This window comes from Paenibacillus sp. Soil750, from assembly GCF_001428045.1.
Lineage (GTDB): Bacteria > Bacillota > Bacilli > Paenibacillales > NBRC-103111 > Paenibacillus_E > Paenibacillus_E allorhizoplanae.
Map to the genome: position 1 here is coordinate 21,822 of NZ_LMSD01000028.1, position 17,991 is coordinate 39,812.

At 48.1% G+C, this 17,991-nt stretch carries 12 protein-coding genes and 3 pseudogenes; 14 read left to right on the top strand and 1 reads right to left on the bottom strand.

Going from position 1 to position 17,991, the window contains the following annotated elements; translation table 11 throughout:
• Positions 1-33 precede the first annotated feature (33 nt).
• The 3 genes from ASL11_RS23990 (at position 34) to ASL11_RS24000 (ending at position 10,201) form a co-directional block, all read left to right on the top strand.
• On the top strand, positions 34-3,627 hold the full coding sequence (locus ASL11_RS23990) for a DUF4838 domain-containing protein (protein ID WP_056620574.1): 3,594 nt from the start codon (positions 34-36) through the stop codon (positions 3,625-3,627).
• 33 nt (positions 3,628-3,660) lie between these two features.
• Entirely contained in the window at positions 3,661-8,043 is a 4,383-nt protein-coding gene (locus ASL11_RS23995; RefSeq protein WP_056620576.1) for a DUF4838 domain-containing protein, read from the top strand.
• Between the two features lie 106 nt (positions 8,044-8,149).
• Positions 8,150-10,201: a hypothetical protein gene (locus ASL11_RS24000; RefSeq protein ID WP_056620578.1), complete on the top strand. Its 2,052-nt coding sequence runs from the start codon at positions 8,150-8,152 to the stop codon at positions 10,199-10,201.
• 409 nt (positions 10,202-10,610) lie between these two features.
• On the opposite strand, the gene ASL11_RS24005 is transcribed toward ASL11_RS24000, so the two are convergent.
• Positions 10,611-11,063, bottom strand: coding sequence for a hypothetical protein (locus ASL11_RS24005; protein ID WP_056620581.1), 453 nt, complete (start codon positions 11,061-11,063; stop codon positions 10,611-10,613).
• Positions 11,064-11,202: 139 nt separating this feature from the next.
• On the opposite strand from ASL11_RS24005, the pseudogene ASL11_RS24010 reads away from it, so the two are divergent.
• The 11 genes and pseudogenes from ASL11_RS24010 to ASL11_RS24050 all read left to right on the top strand — a co-directional run.
• Positions 11,203-11,622 (top strand): annotated as a pseudogene (locus ASL11_RS24010) (NAD(P)-dependent oxidoreductase); the annotation flags it as partial.
• Positions 11,623-11,779: 157 nt separating this feature from the next.
• A complete protein-coding gene (locus ASL11_RS24015; RefSeq protein WP_056620585.1) occupies positions 11,780-12,214 on the top strand; it encodes a hypothetical protein in 435 nt (144 codons plus the stop codon).
• A gap of 16 nt (positions 12,215-12,230) precedes the next feature.
• On the top strand, positions 12,231-12,437 hold the full coding sequence (locus tag ASL11_RS24020) for a hypothetical protein (RefSeq protein ID WP_157257029.1): 207 nt from the start codon (positions 12,231-12,233) through the stop codon (positions 12,435-12,437).
• Between the two features lie 134 nt (positions 12,438-12,571).
• Complete coding sequence (locus tag ASL11_RS24025) at positions 12,572-13,864, top strand: Gfo/Idh/MocA family protein (RefSeq protein ID WP_063795679.1); 1,293 nt, start codon at positions 12,572-12,574, stop codon at positions 13,862-13,864.
• 22 nt (positions 13,865-13,886) lie between these two features.
• Entirely contained in the window at positions 13,887-14,792 is a 906-nt protein-coding gene (locus ASL11_RS24030; protein WP_056620588.1) for a fumarylacetoacetate hydrolase family protein, read from the top strand.
• Between the two features lie 115 nt (positions 14,793-14,907).
• Positions 14,908-15,007 (top strand): annotated as a pseudogene (locus ASL11_RS37680) (SMP-30/gluconolactonase/LRE family protein); the annotation flags it as partial.
• A 140-nt stretch (positions 15,008-15,147) separates the two neighbouring features.
• On the top strand, positions 15,148-16,260 hold the full coding sequence (locus ASL11_RS24035) for an SGNH/GDSL hydrolase family protein (protein WP_235550567.1): 1,113 nt from the start codon (positions 15,148-15,150) through the stop codon (positions 16,258-16,260).
• A 66-nt stretch (positions 16,261-16,326) separates the two neighbouring features.
• The gene (locus ASL11_RS24040) at positions 16,327-16,902 is read left to right on the top strand and encodes a hypothetical protein (RefSeq protein WP_056620589.1); all 576 of its coding nucleotides are present in this window, start codon (positions 16,327-16,329) and stop codon (positions 16,900-16,902) included.
• A 68-nt stretch (positions 16,903-16,970) separates the two neighbouring features.
• Positions 16,971-17,276, top strand: a complete 306-nt coding sequence (locus tag ASL11_RS24045) for a hypothetical protein (RefSeq protein ID WP_157257030.1) — start codon at positions 16,971-16,973, stop codon at positions 17,274-17,276.
• Between the two features lie 187 nt (positions 17,277-17,463).
• A pseudogene (locus ASL11_RS36005) lies at positions 17,464-17,622 on the top strand (formylglycine-generating enzyme family protein); the annotation flags it as partial.
• 63 nt (positions 17,623-17,685) lie between these two features.
• On the top strand, positions 17,686-17,991 hold a 306-nt coding region (locus tag ASL11_RS24050), incomplete at its 3' end, for a sigma factor (RefSeq protein WP_268796230.1).

Here is a 17,991-nt window from a genome sequence, read left to right on the forward strand (position 1 = left end):
ACCTCGAATCATTAGGAAAAGGAGTCGATTAACTTGAAAATAAAGCGTTTTCTTTGCTGGGGAATGATCATTGCGCTGTTGTTCTCTTTCGTTCCCTCGGTTTTGGCGGAAAATGACGCGACCGGGTTACCCGATGAGACAGGCACGGAAGCTTTGCAAACCGTGCAGAATGCTACGTATTCGAAGGAAGCTTTGCAAACCGTGCAGAATGCTACGTATTCGAAACTCGTCTTGGTCGAGAACGGAATCGCGAAGTCAACCATTATTCTATCATCAAATGCAACCGTACCGGAACAGAAGGCGGCACAGGAACTCAAAAACTACGTAAAACAAATATCCGATGCGGAGCTGCCTGTTGCCAACAATCCTGCTGGCGTGGCCGGAACCAAGATCTATATTGGAAGTGCCGCCACAAGCCCCGATAAGGAGGCAATCCGGGCCGCGGGAGATGAGCCCGACTCCTTCGGGCTGTATGTAACCCAAGAGGCAATCCAACTGGTGGGATTGGAGGATAGCGACAAAGGAAGCCTTTATGCCGTTTACGAGCTCCTCGAGCAAATTGGCGTACGATGGTTCATGCCCGGCGAGATCGGAACGGTCGTTCCGGATTTGGAAACCATCGAGGTCAGTTATCAGGATACCATCCAGCACCCGGGTCTTTCTTTCCGTTTTTTCCAAGCGGCCACGCCATACTTATGGGCTACCGGTATGCCGATGGGGGTCAATCTGGATGAGGCTGCTCCCTGGGTCGAGCATGTGCGCCTGAATCAAAAGACAGTAGGTGCGCATGAATTGTTGAGTACCTCTCCTTCGCGATCAACGCGCGCGGATCTGTATTTGCCTAACGCCGACGGAACACCGTCGATACACCTCGACGTGACGAAACCGGAGGTGCTGGAGCTTGTTGTAGCAGAGTCGCTTGCTAAATTGCGGAAAAATCCCGACCTTGAATATTTGAGTATGGGACCTAGCGATGGACATGTATTGGTACTCAAGCCTGACACCGAATGGGATGGGGATGATCGGGATGTATTAACAGGAGCATTATCAACGACGGATCGCTATATCAAATTTTTTAATCTTGTTTTGGAGGAGCTTGGTAAAGAAGGTTATAACGATGTGAAAATTGTTTTCTACGCCTATAACACTTACTATAATCCGCCGGTACGGTGGACGCCAAATCAACGAATTGTGCCGATGATTGCTTCCCTCACCCTGGATCGGATACATAGCATCGGAAATCCGCTTGCCTGGGAGCGTAACTATCTTAAAGAAGTTATTGACGGCTGGAATAAAATAAGCCCCACGGTGATGATTTATGACTATCTTTATAACCCTGCCGATCCAGGCTTGCCTGTTTCACTGGCAGAACGAGTAGGCACAGAGTACAAGTATTTCAAAGATCATGGTGTTGTAGGGATACGCGCTGAGACTACGCCAGAGTGGGGGTATGGCGGCCTGGGACTTTATCTGGCAGCCAAGATGATGTGGAACCCCGATCTGGATGTGGAAGCTTTGCGGGAGGACTACTTTACAAAGTTTTATGGACCTGCGGCAGCGCCGATGGAGGAGCATTTCGACATCTTGGAAAATGCTTTTGCACAAGCGGATTATTCTGCCGGAAACATTTATGATTTTCCACACATTTTGACCGATGAAGTCATGCAAGAGATGGCAAGAACACTTGGGGAAGCAAAGGCGAGGGTGGTATCGGATTCGGTATATGCCAAACGGATTGATATGGTCAGCATCGCTTATGGGTTCAGTGATAATTTCCTTGACATGATCGAGCAATTCAACCGTTTTCATTTTGATGAGGCAAAGGAAAAGCTCGATAATGTTTATGACTTTAGGGAACAGGCTGCTCTTCACTCCCCAGCCATTTTAAGCAGCTATAAAGCTTATACCTATGTAGAGTGGTTTTTTGACAGAATGGTAAATGGCGGAAAACAACGGACCAGCAATGGAAACCGATTGGTTGCTGAACTGCCGGATGAATGGAATGTCAAGCTGTTTCCCAATGCGTCCGGGGCTGACCTGGGGCTTTGGAAACCTGGCTTGGGGACGGAATCCTGGAGGAAGCTGAAAACCTATTCCGAGACCTGGTCCGATCAAGGGCTTCGTTATTATAAGGGACATGCCTGGTACCGGACAACGGTAGATGTCGCTCAGGAATTTGACACCGGAAAACCGATTCGGCTTTGGTTCAGCAGTATCGATGAGACAGCGAGGGTCTGGATGAATGGCAAAGAGCTGGCATTGGTGCAGAAGGGTACGGGTTTGACAAAACCTTGGGAATTTGATGCTACGCCGGCGGTTACATTTGGCGAGCCAAATTTGATTGTTGTTGATGTGCGTAATGAAGACATCGATGAACTGGGTACCGGGGGGATCATGGGTCCTGCAATACTCTGGCAGGTCAATACGGAACTGGATTATCTCCCGCCTGGAGATGTGAAGAACTTGAAAGCCGCGCACATCCCCGGCACCGACACCGTGAAAGTAACCTGGGATATACCCGCAGATAATATGGGAGTTACAGAATATCAGTTGGAAATGCTGAACCGGGAGAACGTAGGGGGCGTACTTGGATCGGTCATAACGACAACAAATGAATATATCGACACCGGAATGAAACCCGGCATGGAACGCAGGTACAGGGTAAGGGCAATCGATGCCGGCGGAAATAAATCGGTTAACTATAGTGCTTATGCACGCGTAACGATGAATCCGCCCTCAACGGTGACGGGTCTGAAGGTGAAGCAAATCTCCGCCGACAAGGTATATATAAGCTGGAATCCAGCTACCGTTTATGCAGATTTCCAAATTGCCGGGTATAGCCTGGAAGTGCTGAACCAGAATCCTCCGGGGGGAGTGCTTGAAACGATCAAAACGTCAACGAATGCATATACCCTCAGCGGACTGCAACCCGGTATGATACGCAGGTTCAGGGTGAAGGCAATCGATACGGCCGGAAATATGTCTGCTGACTATAGCGCTGTAGTGCAGGTGACCATGTCGGAAAATGTAACGCCTGCCGCCCCGCCCGCAGCCCCAACGGGTTTGAAATCGGAGCCGGCCGCTAACGGTGCGATGAAAATAAGCTGGAATCCGTCGACATCTGATGTAGGAATTGCTAAATACATGTTGGAGGTATGGGATGTAGACGGCGGTGCAGGACGACTTTTGACGGTAGAAGCAACAACAAATGACTATACCTTCACCGATTATTTTAAAATTGGCATCGTACGCAAGATAAGGGTGCTGGCCGTAGATAATGCCGGGGGCCAATCTGCTGCGAGTGCTTTCATTACCCTAAAAGTCCCGCCTACAAAACCTGCGCTGACCGTTGAGCAAATCTCCGGCACCGAGGTGAAAATAAGCTGGACTGCATCCGAATCTATCTACGGAATGAAGGAATATGTTTTGGAATTGCTGAATCCGGACCCTCCGGGAGGAGTTAACAAAGAATTAATGAGAGCGTTACAAACGGAGTTTACCCACACCGGACTGACAGTTGACGGGAAGACGCTAAGGTACAGGGTAAGGGCAATCGATAACTACAGTACGGCGTTCCCAAATGTAAGCTACAGTGACATAGTGGAGATCATCATGCAGACCAAATGACCCCTAAATGATTGACAAAAGGAGTTGAGTGTTTTGACAAGAAAGCTTTTTCTTTGCTGGGGATTAATCATTGCGTTGTTGTTTTCTTCGTTGCCCCAGGCTTTGGCTGCCAATGGCCCTGAGACGGGTCCTAAGCTCGTATTGGTCGAGAACGGAGAATCCCGGTCCACGATCATCTTGCCGCAAAGAGCAACCGAATATGAAAAGAAGGCGATGCAGGAACTCAAAGACTATATTCGGCAAATATCCGAAGTGGAATTGCCTGTTGCTGAGGACGCGGCCGAGGTGGAGGGAACAAAGATCTATATCGGAAGCGCCGCTCCAGACCTTGATGCAGCTAAGGCCGCAATCCGTGACAAGGGAAATGAACCCGATGCATTCCGGCTGTATGTTGAGGAGGGAGTCATTCAATTGGCAGGATTGGATGACAACGACAAAGGAAGCCTGTATGCCGCTTACGAGCTCCTCGAGCAAATGGGTGTGCGGTGGTTCATGCCCGGTGAGATCGGAACCGTAGTTCCGTCGATGCGTACAATTGCGGTCGGTTATCAGGACACCATCCAGCACCCGGGTTTTGATTTTCGCTTTTTGCAAGCTGTTGCGCCATATGTCGTGGGCGCCGGTTTGCCGGTGGGTGTCAATCTGACAGAAGGTGAGCCCTGGGTCGAACATGTGCGTCTGAATCAGAAAACTTTGGGAAATCATGGATTACTCATTACATCTCCTACGAATAAAGAACGCCCTGATTTATTTCTGCCCGATGCCAAAGGAAATCCGACCGGACAATACGATGTGACCAAGCCGGAGGTGCTGAACCTTGTTGTGGCAGAGGCAATCAGAAGATTGAATGCAGACCCCAAGCTTGAATATTTGAGAATGGGACCCAATGACGGACCTGTGTTGGTACTCCAGCCTAACCCGGAGTGGGACGGGAATGTTACGGGTGCCATACATGGAGGAACATTATCGTTAACGGATCGTTATGTGAAATTTTTTAATCTTGTTTTGGAAAAGCTGGATGCTGCCGGATATCATGATGTAAAAATTTCTTTCTTCGCTTATGACGAGTATTATTATCCGCCGGTAAAGCATATGCCGGACCCGAGGATCATCCCGATCATCGCTTCCATCAGAACGGATAGGATAAAAAGCATTGAAAATCCGCTTTCGTGGGAGAGGCAGCACATTAAAGACATAATTGACGGCTGGAAAAGGGTAAGCCCTAACGTCATGATCTATGATTATCTTTATAACCTTGCCGATCCGGGGCTGCCTTTTTCACTGACAGAAAGAATAGGAACAGAATACAAGTATTTCAAAGACCAGGGTATTATCGGCATACGCGGTGAGGCGCTGCCGGCGTGGGCGTATCATGGACCTGCGCTCTACTTGGCAGCCAAGATGATGTGGAACCCCGATCTGGATGTGGACGCTTTGCTGGAGGACTACTTTACAACGTTTTATGGACCTGCCGCAGAGCCGATGAAAAGGCATTTCGACATTTTGGAAAATGCTTTTGCCCAAGCAGATTATTATGCGGGAAGCATCAATGATTTTCAACATATTTTGACGGGCACTGTCATGCAGGCGATGGAGCAGTCGCTAACGGAAGCGGAGGATGCGGCGCAAGGGGCATCGGACTCCGTATATGCCAGCCGGGTCAATATGGTGCGTGTTGCTTTTCGCTTTGGCGACAACTTCCTTCAAATGAAGGAGCTGATTAACAGCTTTAAGTTTGTTGAGGCAAAACAAACATTTGATCAAATTTCTAAAATAAGAGAAGAGGCTGTTACGCACTCTCCTGTCGCGCTCAACACCCTTGCTTCCTATAATTATACAGATTGGTTTTTTGATAAAATCACAAATCAGGGAAGTCAACGGCTCAGCAATGGAAACCGAATGGTTGCCGAGTTGCCGGACGAATGGAATGTTATGCTGTTTCCAAATGGCTCCGGGGATAAATTGGGGCTCTGGAAACCCGGCTTGGGAACGGAATCCTGGATGAAACTGAAAACCTATTCGGAGTCCTGGTCCGATCAGGGGATTGGGTATTACAAAGGACATGCCTGGTACAGAACAACGGTTGATGTTAATCCGGAGTTCAATACAGGAAAACCGATTCGGCTTTGGTTCAGCAGTCTTGATGAGACAGCCCGGGTCTGGATGAATGGGATAGAGCTGAATTTGTCAGCTAACGGCAAGGGCAATGCGATGATGAAACCGTGGGAGTTTGACGCTACGCCGGCCATTAAATTTGGCGAACCGAATTTGATTGTTGTTGATGTGGGGAATGACAGTCTGGATGAGCTTGGTACCGGGGGGATAACGGGGCCTGCCATGCTTTGGCAGCTCAATACGGAATTGGATGTTACACCGCCGACAGCTCCAGCGAATTTGAAAGCCGAGCAAATTTCCGGGAGTGAAGTGCGTGTAAGCTGGTCACCGGCCACTGATGACGCAGGTGTTGCCGGATATATTTTGGAAGTGTTGAACCCTGCATCAATAGGAGGGATTAACGGAACGGTCAGAACGAATTCAACAACATATATTCACACCGGACTGGAACCCGGTATGGAACGCAGGTATAGGGTAAAGGCCATCGATGCTGCCGGAAATATATCCGGGATTAAGGATGTAGTGACTATAAAAATAATGGTATCGCAGGATGGATCGGTTGAATCGGTAACCCTTAATAAGGAAAATGCCACACTTAAACAGGGGGAAACTGTAAAGCTGATAGCAACAGTGTTACCGGAAAATGCTTCAAATAAATCTGTAACATGGTCATCAAGCGATGAAAATATTGCAACAGTCAGTACCGAAGGTCTTGTAACCGCAAGCGAAAACACAACAGGAACGGCTATAATCATCGTTACAACCACGGATGGCGGCAAACAAGCCACCTTTACAGTGGAAGTAGTTGAGGAAGGAACTGAGATACCGGTTGACAAGACCTACACAGTTACCTTCAACAGTAATGGGGGCAATGGGGTATCAGCGATTACCGACGTCACAAGCGGCAGTGCAATCACAGCACCGACGCTGCCTACCAGAGAAGGATATACTTTTGCCGGATGGTACAAGGATGAAGTGTTAGAAACAGCATGGAATTTTACGACAGATGTAGTGACTAGTGATATAACACTGTATGCAAGGTGGACAGTGAAGGAGACGCCAAATCCGGAACCGACGCCAACACCGACAACGGTGCCTGAAACGAAGGTTGAGGATGGGCAGGTAACAACGACGATACTCGCAAAGCCCGCGACGGATACAACCGGAAAGGCTGTAGCACCAATATCTGAGAAACAGTTGGAGGATGCAATCGCAAAGGCTGCGGCTGAGGCGGCTAAGCAGGGTACAGGGATAGAAACAACGATTAAAATCGAAGTGAATGAGGGCACTGATGCCACGACCGCAGGTGTCAGCCTGACAGTTGCAGCTTTGAAAACATTCGTAGATAGCAATGCGGATTCCTTGGTCATTTCTACACCGTTCGGAACCATGACCTTTGATAAAAAGGCTGCGGAGGGCATTTTAAAGCAGTCGGCGGGAACCATTACGATGACTGCCACGAAGGTTGAAACATCAGAGTTGACGGCTGAAATCCGGAATAAGGTCGGAGACAGACCGTTTGTGAGCTTTGATGTTACCGGCAGGGAAAAGGAGATCGTACATTTTGGCGGTAAAGCGGAAGTAACCATTCCTTATGTACTTAAGGCAGGCGAAAATCCAAATGCAATTGTCGCCTATACCATTAATGCGGCAGGGAAACTTGAAATAGTGACCAATTGCATATATGACCCGGCAACAGGAACACTGACTTTCAAGGTAGAAGAGGCCTCGAAGTTTGCAGTCGCATATAACAAGGCTGACTTTGCGGATGTGGCAGAGGGTGTATGGTACTATGATGCAGTAACCTTTGCGGCAGCAAGAGGAATGACCACAGGAGTGGGCAATGGAAACTTCGGCTCGACTGACAGTGTAACCAGAGCACAAGCCCTGGTCATGATTATGAGAGCCTTTGGCATCAGTCCGAACGAAAACATCGAAAACAATTTCAGCGACGCAGGGAACACCTACTACACCGGATACCTTGCGGAGGCAAAGAAAGTGGGAATCACCAGCGGCGTGGGCGGCAACAAATTCGACCCCGACAGACAGGTGACCCGGCAGGAATTGTTCGTATTGGTATACAATACGCTTAAGAACATAAATGAATTGCCGGCAGCAGGCAACGTCAAAAACCTGGAAGAATTCCAGGATGCAGGGAAGGTTGCCGATTATGCAAATCATGCAATTGAACTGTTTGTGAAAGCTGGAATTATCGCCGGGACCGATGGCAACATTCTACCGGAGGATTCGGCAAGCAGAGCGCAATTTGTGCAGATACTCTACAACATCATGACTAAATAATAATAAGCAGGTACAACGGGGCAAGTGTGAGCATGTGACTATTGCCCTGTTGCTTTAATCGATTTCGGTTGGCCAAAAATCATGGGATTTTTAGGGAGGCTTCGACATGTCGGATAATCGGATACCAGACAATGCGAACGTGCAAGAACACTCTTCTGAAGATGCAACGGAAACGAACGGCAAGATGACGCGCCGGAAGCTGCTCGCCTCCTTAGGCATAGCGGGTGCCGCTATTGCGTTTTCGGGGCCTGCCGCTTTGGGAAAAGCTGCTTCCCACGCATCGGTTACAGGAGCGGTTTATGGGGAGCCGGTATGGGAACCGGCATGCTTGGAAAGCATTGCGGACATGTTATCGATCGTGAATCCGGAGGAATGCGCTTGTGTCTATGTAAAGTCTTATTCCGCTGGAAATCATGTAGGCGGCGGTATGTTTGCGTGGAACGCGGCAAGCACTGCGACAGACAATGGCGTTACCGTTTTTTCGCCACCCGGTATCTCTACAGGAAGATGGGTGCGAGCGGAGGATGAAGTCATTACGCCATATCACGCGGGAGCGGTAGATAACACGGATGCAAGCGATGCGCTTGACCGCTTTGCAGATTTTGTGAAGACGGATAATGGCAAGACGCAAATAAGAGTTGTCGGCAACTTTACGATTAGCAGACCGCTGGATTTTGACTGTACCGGACAAGCGTCTATTCATTGGGATCTTAAATTAAAAGCCTTGAATGCTATGCGTTACATGCTCGCTTTGCGAGGTTCAAAGGTTGTCAGTTCGGGAGCGATTGAAGTTGTCGGGACGGGCACGATTGGTACGTTTAGCGCCATGACGGTTGAGTATGGCGTTGTACTGAACGGGGTGCAAAGTTCAAAGCTGCCGAAAATAAAAACAAGTCTAATGAAGTACTTCGGTATTGTCATGGATGAAAACGGCTTAATCGGCATTCCGGTTCAATCGCCCGCCTATCACAACAACACTTGCGCCGAGATTGACAGTATTTTGGCGAGGGATTGCGGTTGCAGTCAAATCGCGCCGTGGTCGAATAACAATACGTCCTATACGTACTCCAATCCTGTTCATACCGGTACGTCCGGAACGGCCAACCAACGAACAACCATTACGGTTTCCGGGCTTCCGTACGATAGTAACCTCATAACAAATCCTGTTTTTGCTGTTATTAATGGGATCACCTACAAAGTAGAAGCAACTGATTTTACAAACAAAACGGTCGCGTTATTCCCGTGGATGGAAACCGCAGAACCGACAAGCGGAGCCATTAAATTTATTTTCGGCGGCGCTTTGTTCAGTGTGGGACCAAATGCCGGACCGACGAAAATCGGTTTGATTGACGCGATTCGATGCGGTATGGGTGTGCTTGATGCCGCTTTATACGGGGTAAATGTGACTTCCATCACGACGCAATTTTGCGGCATCGGTTCTGTTGTCGGGTATTCGGGCTCATCCGTGTCCCCGCAAACGAGCGCCTACATCGGATTTTACACAGAAGCGGTTTATCGAAACATCGTATTTATAGGGTCGGGTTCGTGCCAGATTTTGAACCGGTACGGTTCGTTGAACGGGGAGCCGTTCATCAATTGCGAGCGAATAGCGCCAAACAATCGAACCGGCGATTATGGCGCGTTTGCGGATATGATCGGTTGGAAGCGCTTTTACATGCCAAATTCCCTCGATAATATGCTGGATGGCGCGTACTATAAGGGGAAAAGCAGAAACCAGGATTTGGTAGGTGCCTCTATATCGATTTCGCCAACAGGTGTCGTACCCAGGTTATACAAAAAAAATTCGTGGACGATCAACTTGCTTAATGCAGAAACGGCAAATAAATACAAGGGTGTTGACGATGCCATGATCGGTTTCATTGGAACCGGCACGAATGGCGCGCCGAGCGGGGCGTTTACGTTTAACCCGCCTTCCGGCTGGAAAGTAAATGGGACATCCAGCGCATCATTCAGCGGTTTCGGCGGGCCGGCAGTGTTTTTGTGTTATTGGGAAATCGCGGCGAAAAATATTATGGTTAGTCTGCTGTCGCAAAAAGCCGCCGCACAAAACGACAGTACGGCAGGAGACATTGCAACATTAAAAGATGACTTCAATGCTCTTCTGTTAAAACTAAGAAATGCAGGATTGATGTCATAAATTCAGATTAAACTCAACAAACCCTGTCCAGCTTCGCAGACCCGTCATCCGGCGATGACAGGTCTAGGTATGGCGGAAATAGCGCTCAGGGAGGGTCCCTTTTTTATCCAAGTATTTTTGAAGCGGCAACTAATCTGCCTTTGGCCAGTGATTAAACCCAAATAGGAAAGCCCATCAAGGTAAATTCATACCATGACGGGCTTTTCGTTTTCGGATGGCCCCTTATCACCATGTACTCCGAGTGGCTAAGAATTCACAAAAGGAAGGAGGATTCGTCCGTCATGAAATCGCGCTGCCGCCGAAATACGATTTTATCGGATACGATCGTGTCGATGTACATGATCATGATCAGGTGCGTGTCCTTGCGTTTGAGTGTAAGCGTTTTCCGCAGGATGGAAGTGGGTTCATTTCAAGATGCTGCATGTTTTGTTGAATGTATCATAAGCCACAAATCCAGAAAGTAATGCTGCTTCAATCGCTGATTATTCAAATTATAGTGCATCACTTGATCGGCAACCCTTAAATGATGATAGTTTTCGGATAAGCGTTTAGTTTGCTGTACTGTAATTTTGTGCTCGGGCAATAGGTTAGACAGGGACTGATTCTTGTCATTAGTGAATGTAAACGTTATTGCGTGAAAGCTTATGGGGGACAATGTGTTGCGATAAAATGCTACGTAAGGGGGACATACGACGATATCCCCGAATACGGCTTCGCCATACTCATTCTCGATCTGATACTCGAATCGACCGTCCTCAACGGCAAAGAGCACCCATGTCAAATAAGTATCTGTATCATACAAAAACTTGCCCTTCTTTCCCCAATAGGCGTGGGTTACCATTTCCGGCATCCATTCTGACACGTTCGAGCCCTCATTTACAAATTGTAATTTTGGATATGAAAATGAAATTCTATGAATTCACAGTACAATATGAAAACGTTTAATATGAAATTAAAGATATCATAGATCTTCTTGTCCACGTCGCCCACGACTTGAAGATCAAATGTACGATCGTCAGGGCTTGCACGAAATGCTTGCTCAAAGTGATTATGTAATCAACACGCTGCCTTTGAGCAAAGATACGCAACATCTGATGGGAGCCGAACAATTTCAGGCCATGAAAGCATCGGCCTATTATATCAATATCGGAAGAGGCGGCACGACGGATACGAGTGCACTGATAGAAGCGATTAAGAATAAAGGAATTGCCGGTGCAGGACTTGATGTGTTCGAAAAGGAGCCATTGGAGGAAGATAGTCCTTTGTGGCAGATGGACAATGTCATCATGACCCCGCATAATTCCGGTGCAACGGTACATTATCATGAGCGGGCGATGGAGATTGTGTTTCGTAATTTGCAGGATTACGTTCAAGGAAGAACACCTTCGAGGAACCTTGTGAATCTGGAAAAGCAATATTGAAACGAGGTTGAACAAGTATGGCAATTGGACAAGCAGTCCGCATGTTTGAAGATGAGAGCAGGCCAGATCCCTATTCGCGGAATGTGAATCGATGCATTGCAGTGAGCGTGTAATATCCCATCAACAATGTTTCAGGCAATGGGGGACGAAGAAATATTTGGACGTGTTTGCTCCTGCTGAAAAGACTGTGCTGACTATGCTTAGTGACATGGGTGTGGATCCACAGCATTTGAAGCAGCTTGACACACGTATACTCCGGAATGAGGAGCCTTATAACGGGAGCGCCAGACCGGTTATCCTGTACTCTCCTGCATTCGGTGTTGTGAAGGACATGTACTCCTACAACATTCAACCCTTAGTAGAGAGCGGCTTTGTTGTGGTTGCGGTGGGGTCAACCTATGAATCTATCATTACTGTGTTTCCTGACGGGATCGCTGTCAAGCAATCGGAGCAAGTGGGCAGCTTGGAAAGCACGGATTTCGAAGGCTGGTACGGACTGAAGGAGACTAGAGTAAAATCTAATGTGTTTGGAGGAAGAGGGTGCGCTGCAGACACCTTTCCTCGTTGTGCGTCAGGAAAAGACAACCTTTGAACAGCTTGAAGGGGTAATGTCACCTGCTATCCTTGAACACTTCCTTGCAGGGGTTGAGCAATTGAAGCGTGTGTCAGGACGGAAGCGGCAGATTGTAAGCATAAAAAGAGCGGACCACATGACATTCTGCGATGTTCCCTTGCACTTCAACGAAGCGCAGATTGACGAGAAACATACCGTGATTAACAGTTATGTCTGCTCTAATATGGTAGAACGTTTGTGACCTTAAAGTCGAAATTTTGTTTGTTTTTGAGCATTGATTGATCGTATGATTTGTATTTGATTGATTGTGTGTGATTTGTAACAACATCAGAAGTGCTTGATTTCAATATTTGCGGCCAAGGGAGATAGAGAGCGATGGGGAAAACGAATGCTGTAGCCAAATTAGGCGTCATCGGATTGGGTGGACGCGGTAGAGGTCTGCTTGAATGTTTGCTTGGGATGGAAGATGTGGAGATTACGGCAATATGCGATCAATACGAGGAAAGGCTTGAGCTCGGACTTGAAATCGTACAGAAATCAGGACGAACTCTAGCAGACGGTTATTCGGACTACAAGAAGCTGCTCGCTCGTGAGGATCTTCAAGGCGTTATTATCGCTACCACATGGGTGACTCATGCAGAGATTGCCATTGCGGCAATGAAGGCAGGCAAGTATGCCGGTATCGAAGTGGGAGGAGCAGCATCCTTGGAAGAGTGCTGGGAGCTGGTCAGAACCTCGGAGCAGACAGGTATGCCTTGCATGCTTCTCGAGAATTGCTGCTATGGCCGTGAAGAGCTTGCCGTGCTGAACATGGTGAAGCAAGGACTACTGGGCGAATTGATTCATTGTCAATGCGGGTATGAGCATGATCTGCGCGATGAAGTAGCGTTGGGTGAGCAGAGAAAACATAACCGCTACCACAATTATTTGAACCGTAACGGTGAGTTGTATCCGATCCATGGACTCGGTCCAATCTCCAAGGTATTAGATATTAACAGAGGCAACCGATTGTTGACCTTAACGTCCATGTCATCCAAAGCTCGCGGAATCCAGCACTTGGCGACTGAGAAGTTCGGAGAGACCGATCCGCTCGCCAAGATCAACTTCGCCCAAGGCGATATCGTGACAACGATGATCAAATGCGCCGGCGGCGAAACGATTCATATTATTCACGATACGACCCTCCCGCGTCCATATTCGAGAGCGGGGAGAGTGCAAGGGACCAAGGGCATATGGATGGAGGATAACAACTCGATTCATATCGAGGGCAGAAGTCCAGAGCATCAGTGGGAGTCATTCGATGAATACCGTGAGCAATATGAGCACCCAATCTGGAAACAGTACCTGGATGAAGGTGTACGCGGCGGACATGGCGGGATGGATTACTTGGTACTCCGCGCATTTGCAGAGAGCGTCATGAACCAGACTCAGACGCCGATTGATGTGTACGATACGGCGGTATGGATGGCGATAACAGTATTGTCGGAGGAATCTGTTGCACTAGGCAGTGCGCCGGTCGCTATCCCCGACTTCACCAAAGGCAAATGGATCAGCCGTGAAGCAGGTCCTGTAAGCTACTATTCATTAGATGCGGTTCATGAAGAGCGTGAAATTGGATACTTTGCGGAGCCGAATCGTATTCCTTTATCGGGTGATCAACCAAATTGAATAAAGCTAGGGGATGACGGAGATGAGATTATTTACTTTTTGGGATGGGGACAAATATGCATTAGGAGTCAAAACGAAGCAAGGCTCCCTGCACGTCGACAGTACCGGGGAAAGTCATGGATTTGATTCTACGGATATCATGGCGATTATTAAAGAGGGAGAAGAGGCCGTGATCCGTTTGCGGCAGTGGGTCGAGAGCTTGGACAACGCGAGATGGCTAGACGAGAGCGCGCTCGAATATGGTCCTTGCGTTACCGAGCCGGGTAAGATAATAGGTGTAGGTCTGAATTATCGTAAGCACGCCGAGGAAACGAATGCCGCAATTCCGACGAGTCCGATCTTGTTCAGCAAATTCAGCAATACATTGTCGGGGCACGGTGAGCGAATCATAATCCCGTTAGAGACGGAAAAGCTCGATTACGAAGCAGAATTGGCCATAGTTATCGGCAAGCGGGCCAAGGACGTATCCAAGGAAGAGGCGCTTGGATATGTGTTTGGTTATTGTCCCGCCAATGACCTGTCAGCGCGGGATTTGCAGCTTAAAACTTCACAATGGTTATTAGGCAAGTCTTGCGATGGATTTTGCCCGCTAGGTCCTTATGTGACTACGGCGGATGAAGTTGGCGATCCGAACCAATTGGCGATCACTTCAAATGTGAATGGCGAGGTGCGTCAGAATTCGCATACGTCCGATATGATTTTTCATTGTAATGAGATTATTAGCTACATTTCTCACCACATGACCTTGGAGCCTGGGGATGTTATTTTGACAGGAACACCTGAGGGTGTTGTACTGGGGTTTCCGCCTGAGCGGCAGATCTACCTCAAAGAGGGGGACAGTGTTACGGTGGAGATTGAGAATCTCGGTGCGATAACCAACAGTTTTATTAAGGACAATAGCTTTGTTTCAATGAAAAGTCAGACATAAAGGGAAACCCCCTTTTGAATTGTAGGCAATCGCTTGTCCCAGTATGGTCTTGGGCATAATCCGGAATATGATCACTAATGACAAAGATGTTCCTACATAACTTATTTGATGGAGTCTGACGCCCATCTATGATCCTGAGGAACATTTGTCTAACAATCGTTTTAACGATGGAAAATGTGATCCGCAGGGGCGGTTTTTGGGCAGGCACCAAAGACTGAATGCACGATTCGATGTCGAATAAGTTTCTTGGTATACTTCATGATCAATAGTGGACTTTTTGAACAACCTCTTATAGCCTGTTTCAATAGAATTATAGTGAGATTTCATTCGAAATCAATAAGGAGGTCCAAACCCTGTGTCAGATCAAACAACCGCAGCTGGCGAAGTAAATCCTGAAAAGCTGGATCCCAATATGAGGCTGGAGGACAACGTATTGCGTGGATTCGTGTGGCACTCGCCGGATGAAAGTCCCATACGAATTTCTGGGTTTGCATGGTACCAGCAGGACCATATGTATCGGAGAATGCCTATAGATCCCAGTGTAAATATGCCTGATGCGGTGCATCAGCTTGCCAATTGTACGGCAGGCGGCCAAATTAGCTTTCGAACGGATTCGGCTCGCCTTGCGATATCTGTTGAATTGACTGCGCCTGCGAATATGTATCATATGCCAGCTACTGGGCAATGCGGATTTGATGTGTATGTTGGAGAGCCTGGACATCAACAATTTCTTTCGACAGCGCGATTCGATCATCATCATCAGGGCTATGAAGTCATTCTCTTTCAATTGCCGAAAGGCGAAACTCGTCATGTGACATTAAACTTTCCGTTATACCAAGGGGTGGGGAAAGTCTCCGTTGGTATAGATGAGGGTGCTTCTCTATTAGCTCCAATCCCTTATGCAAGCGGCGAGAAGATTCTTTTCTATGGAACCTCAATTACTCAGGGCGGCTGCGCAAGTCGGCCGGGGATGGCTTATACCAACATTCTGAGCAGGCGGATTCCGCTTGAATGTATCAATTTGGGATTCTCAGGAAATGGCAAAGGTGAACCAGAAGTTGCTCGAATCATAAGCGGAATTGCCTCTCCTGCATTGCTTGTGCTCGATTACGAAGCAAATGTGCAATCCTGCGATCAGTATTCTGAAACATTGCCGAAGTTTATTCGAATTTTCCGCGAGGCACACCCTATTGTGCCTATCTTAGTTGTATCCAAAATACAGTATGCAGCGGAAATCTGTAATTCCGAGCTGTTGGAACGAAGGCTACGAATGAATCAAATTGCTATTCAAACGGTTCGGGCGTTGACAGAGAATGGTGATTGCAATCTTCATTTCTTGGACGGAGAACATTTGTTAGGAGATGCGGATTATCATGAATGTACCGTAGACGGCGTACACCCGACCGATCTGGGCTTCTTCCGCATGGCCAATGGTTTAACCCCTGTATTGCAATCGATTCTTAAATAGTAGATGACAAGAACAACAGGATATAATCATTAGTACCAGTGCCGAGAAATTGGCGGGTGAAGGACTATGACGGTCCAATCAGATACACTTGAAATATCAGCGCTTCATTACCGAACAGGGGAGCCGATACGAATTACAGTGGATAATGGCTGTATCTCCGCTATTACGTCTATTCCTACAGTCTCGTCAGGGAAAGAACAAGGCCTTTTCATTGGCCCTGGACTTGTTGATCTGCAGTTAAATGGCTATGTTGGCGACGACTTCAACCCGCTGCCATCGGAAGGATACGACATCCCGTTGGAGAGGATTGTCCGTCGGCTTGCGGAGAAAGGCGTAACGACCTTCTATCCAACTGTCATCACTAATAGCAGCGAGGAGCTGGGCAAGCTGCTTACCGCAATTGATCAAGCTTGCCAGCAGAATCCAGCTAGTGCAGCTTTTGTTGGCGGTATCCATCTCGAAGGACCGTTCATTTCACCCGAGGACGGCGCGCGTGGCCCTCTTGCACACGTGGCAGCGCCAGATTGGGAGTTGCTGCAGCGCTGGCAAGAAGCATCTGGAGGGCGTATAAGACTGTTAACGATGTCTCCAGAGTGGGCGGAAGTGAAAGCTTCATCTCGCGTTGCGTCTCGTCAGATATAGTCGTCTCAATTGGACATACCTCGGCCAAGTCCGAACAAATTAGAGCAGCGGTAGCCGCCGGAGCGCGAATGTCAACACATCTCGGCAATGGGGCGCACAAAATGCTTCCAAGGCACCCCAATTATACCTGGGAACAACTGGCGCTGGATGAGCTGAGCTGTGGGCTTATTGCAGACGGCTTCCATCTGCCGGATCAGGTGTTGAAGGTAATTATGGCTGGAAAAAGGGAATGTGAAGGCGTTCCTGAACGAAACGGAAGCGCAAAGAGGCAAGCATATCACGACAGCGGCTGCGGATCTGCTGATTCGCGATGCAAAGTATTTGCAAGATTGATCGGTGACGAAGAAGAAACGGCTGATTTCCGAGCGGTGTGATCGTCGATATTTTTTGTAGTGTTAAGTAAATTTTTCACTAAAGGCCGGGGGCCAGCCTCCGGTCTTTAGTTTGTGCGCCCAGCATGGGCGCTATCTCTAGGGTTCAAGTCCCGAATGGCGAAGGAAGTAGTAGCCATAGCTTAAGACAAGGGTGTCAACCGTGAGGTTGAATCTGAAGGAAAGATAACCCAACTGGCCCCCAACGGGAGACAACAGGGTTATAAGGGGAGGTTCGTACTTGTGCCATGCTTCCTATTGCAATCGTTATCGTGTGGCTGCACGGAGTAAGAATACACCTGACAGTTCTGCGGAAAATATAGGTTTTCGTTGTGCTGCGGATGCTTAGTTACACTTTTATGTCGCGAAGAGCGGCTAAATCCGATTTGGTTCAATGGCGTTCACTCTTAGGGTGAGCGCCTATTTTACGTTGCTTCGTGTACACAACCTCAAAAAATTCGACAATACGGGCGAAGATTTGGAAGATTTGATCTCCATTGGAACGATCGGCCTGATCATAGCCATCGAGTCTTTCTCCCCAAACAAAGGGACAAAGCTGGCGACTTTTGCGGCACGTTGTATCGAGAACGAGATATTGATGCATCTGCGCTCCTTGAAGAAAACGCGGAAAGATGTATCCTTGCATGATCCCATCGGAACGGATAAAGAGGGGAATGAAATTACGCTGATTGATATCCTTGGCAGCGAGGCTGACGAC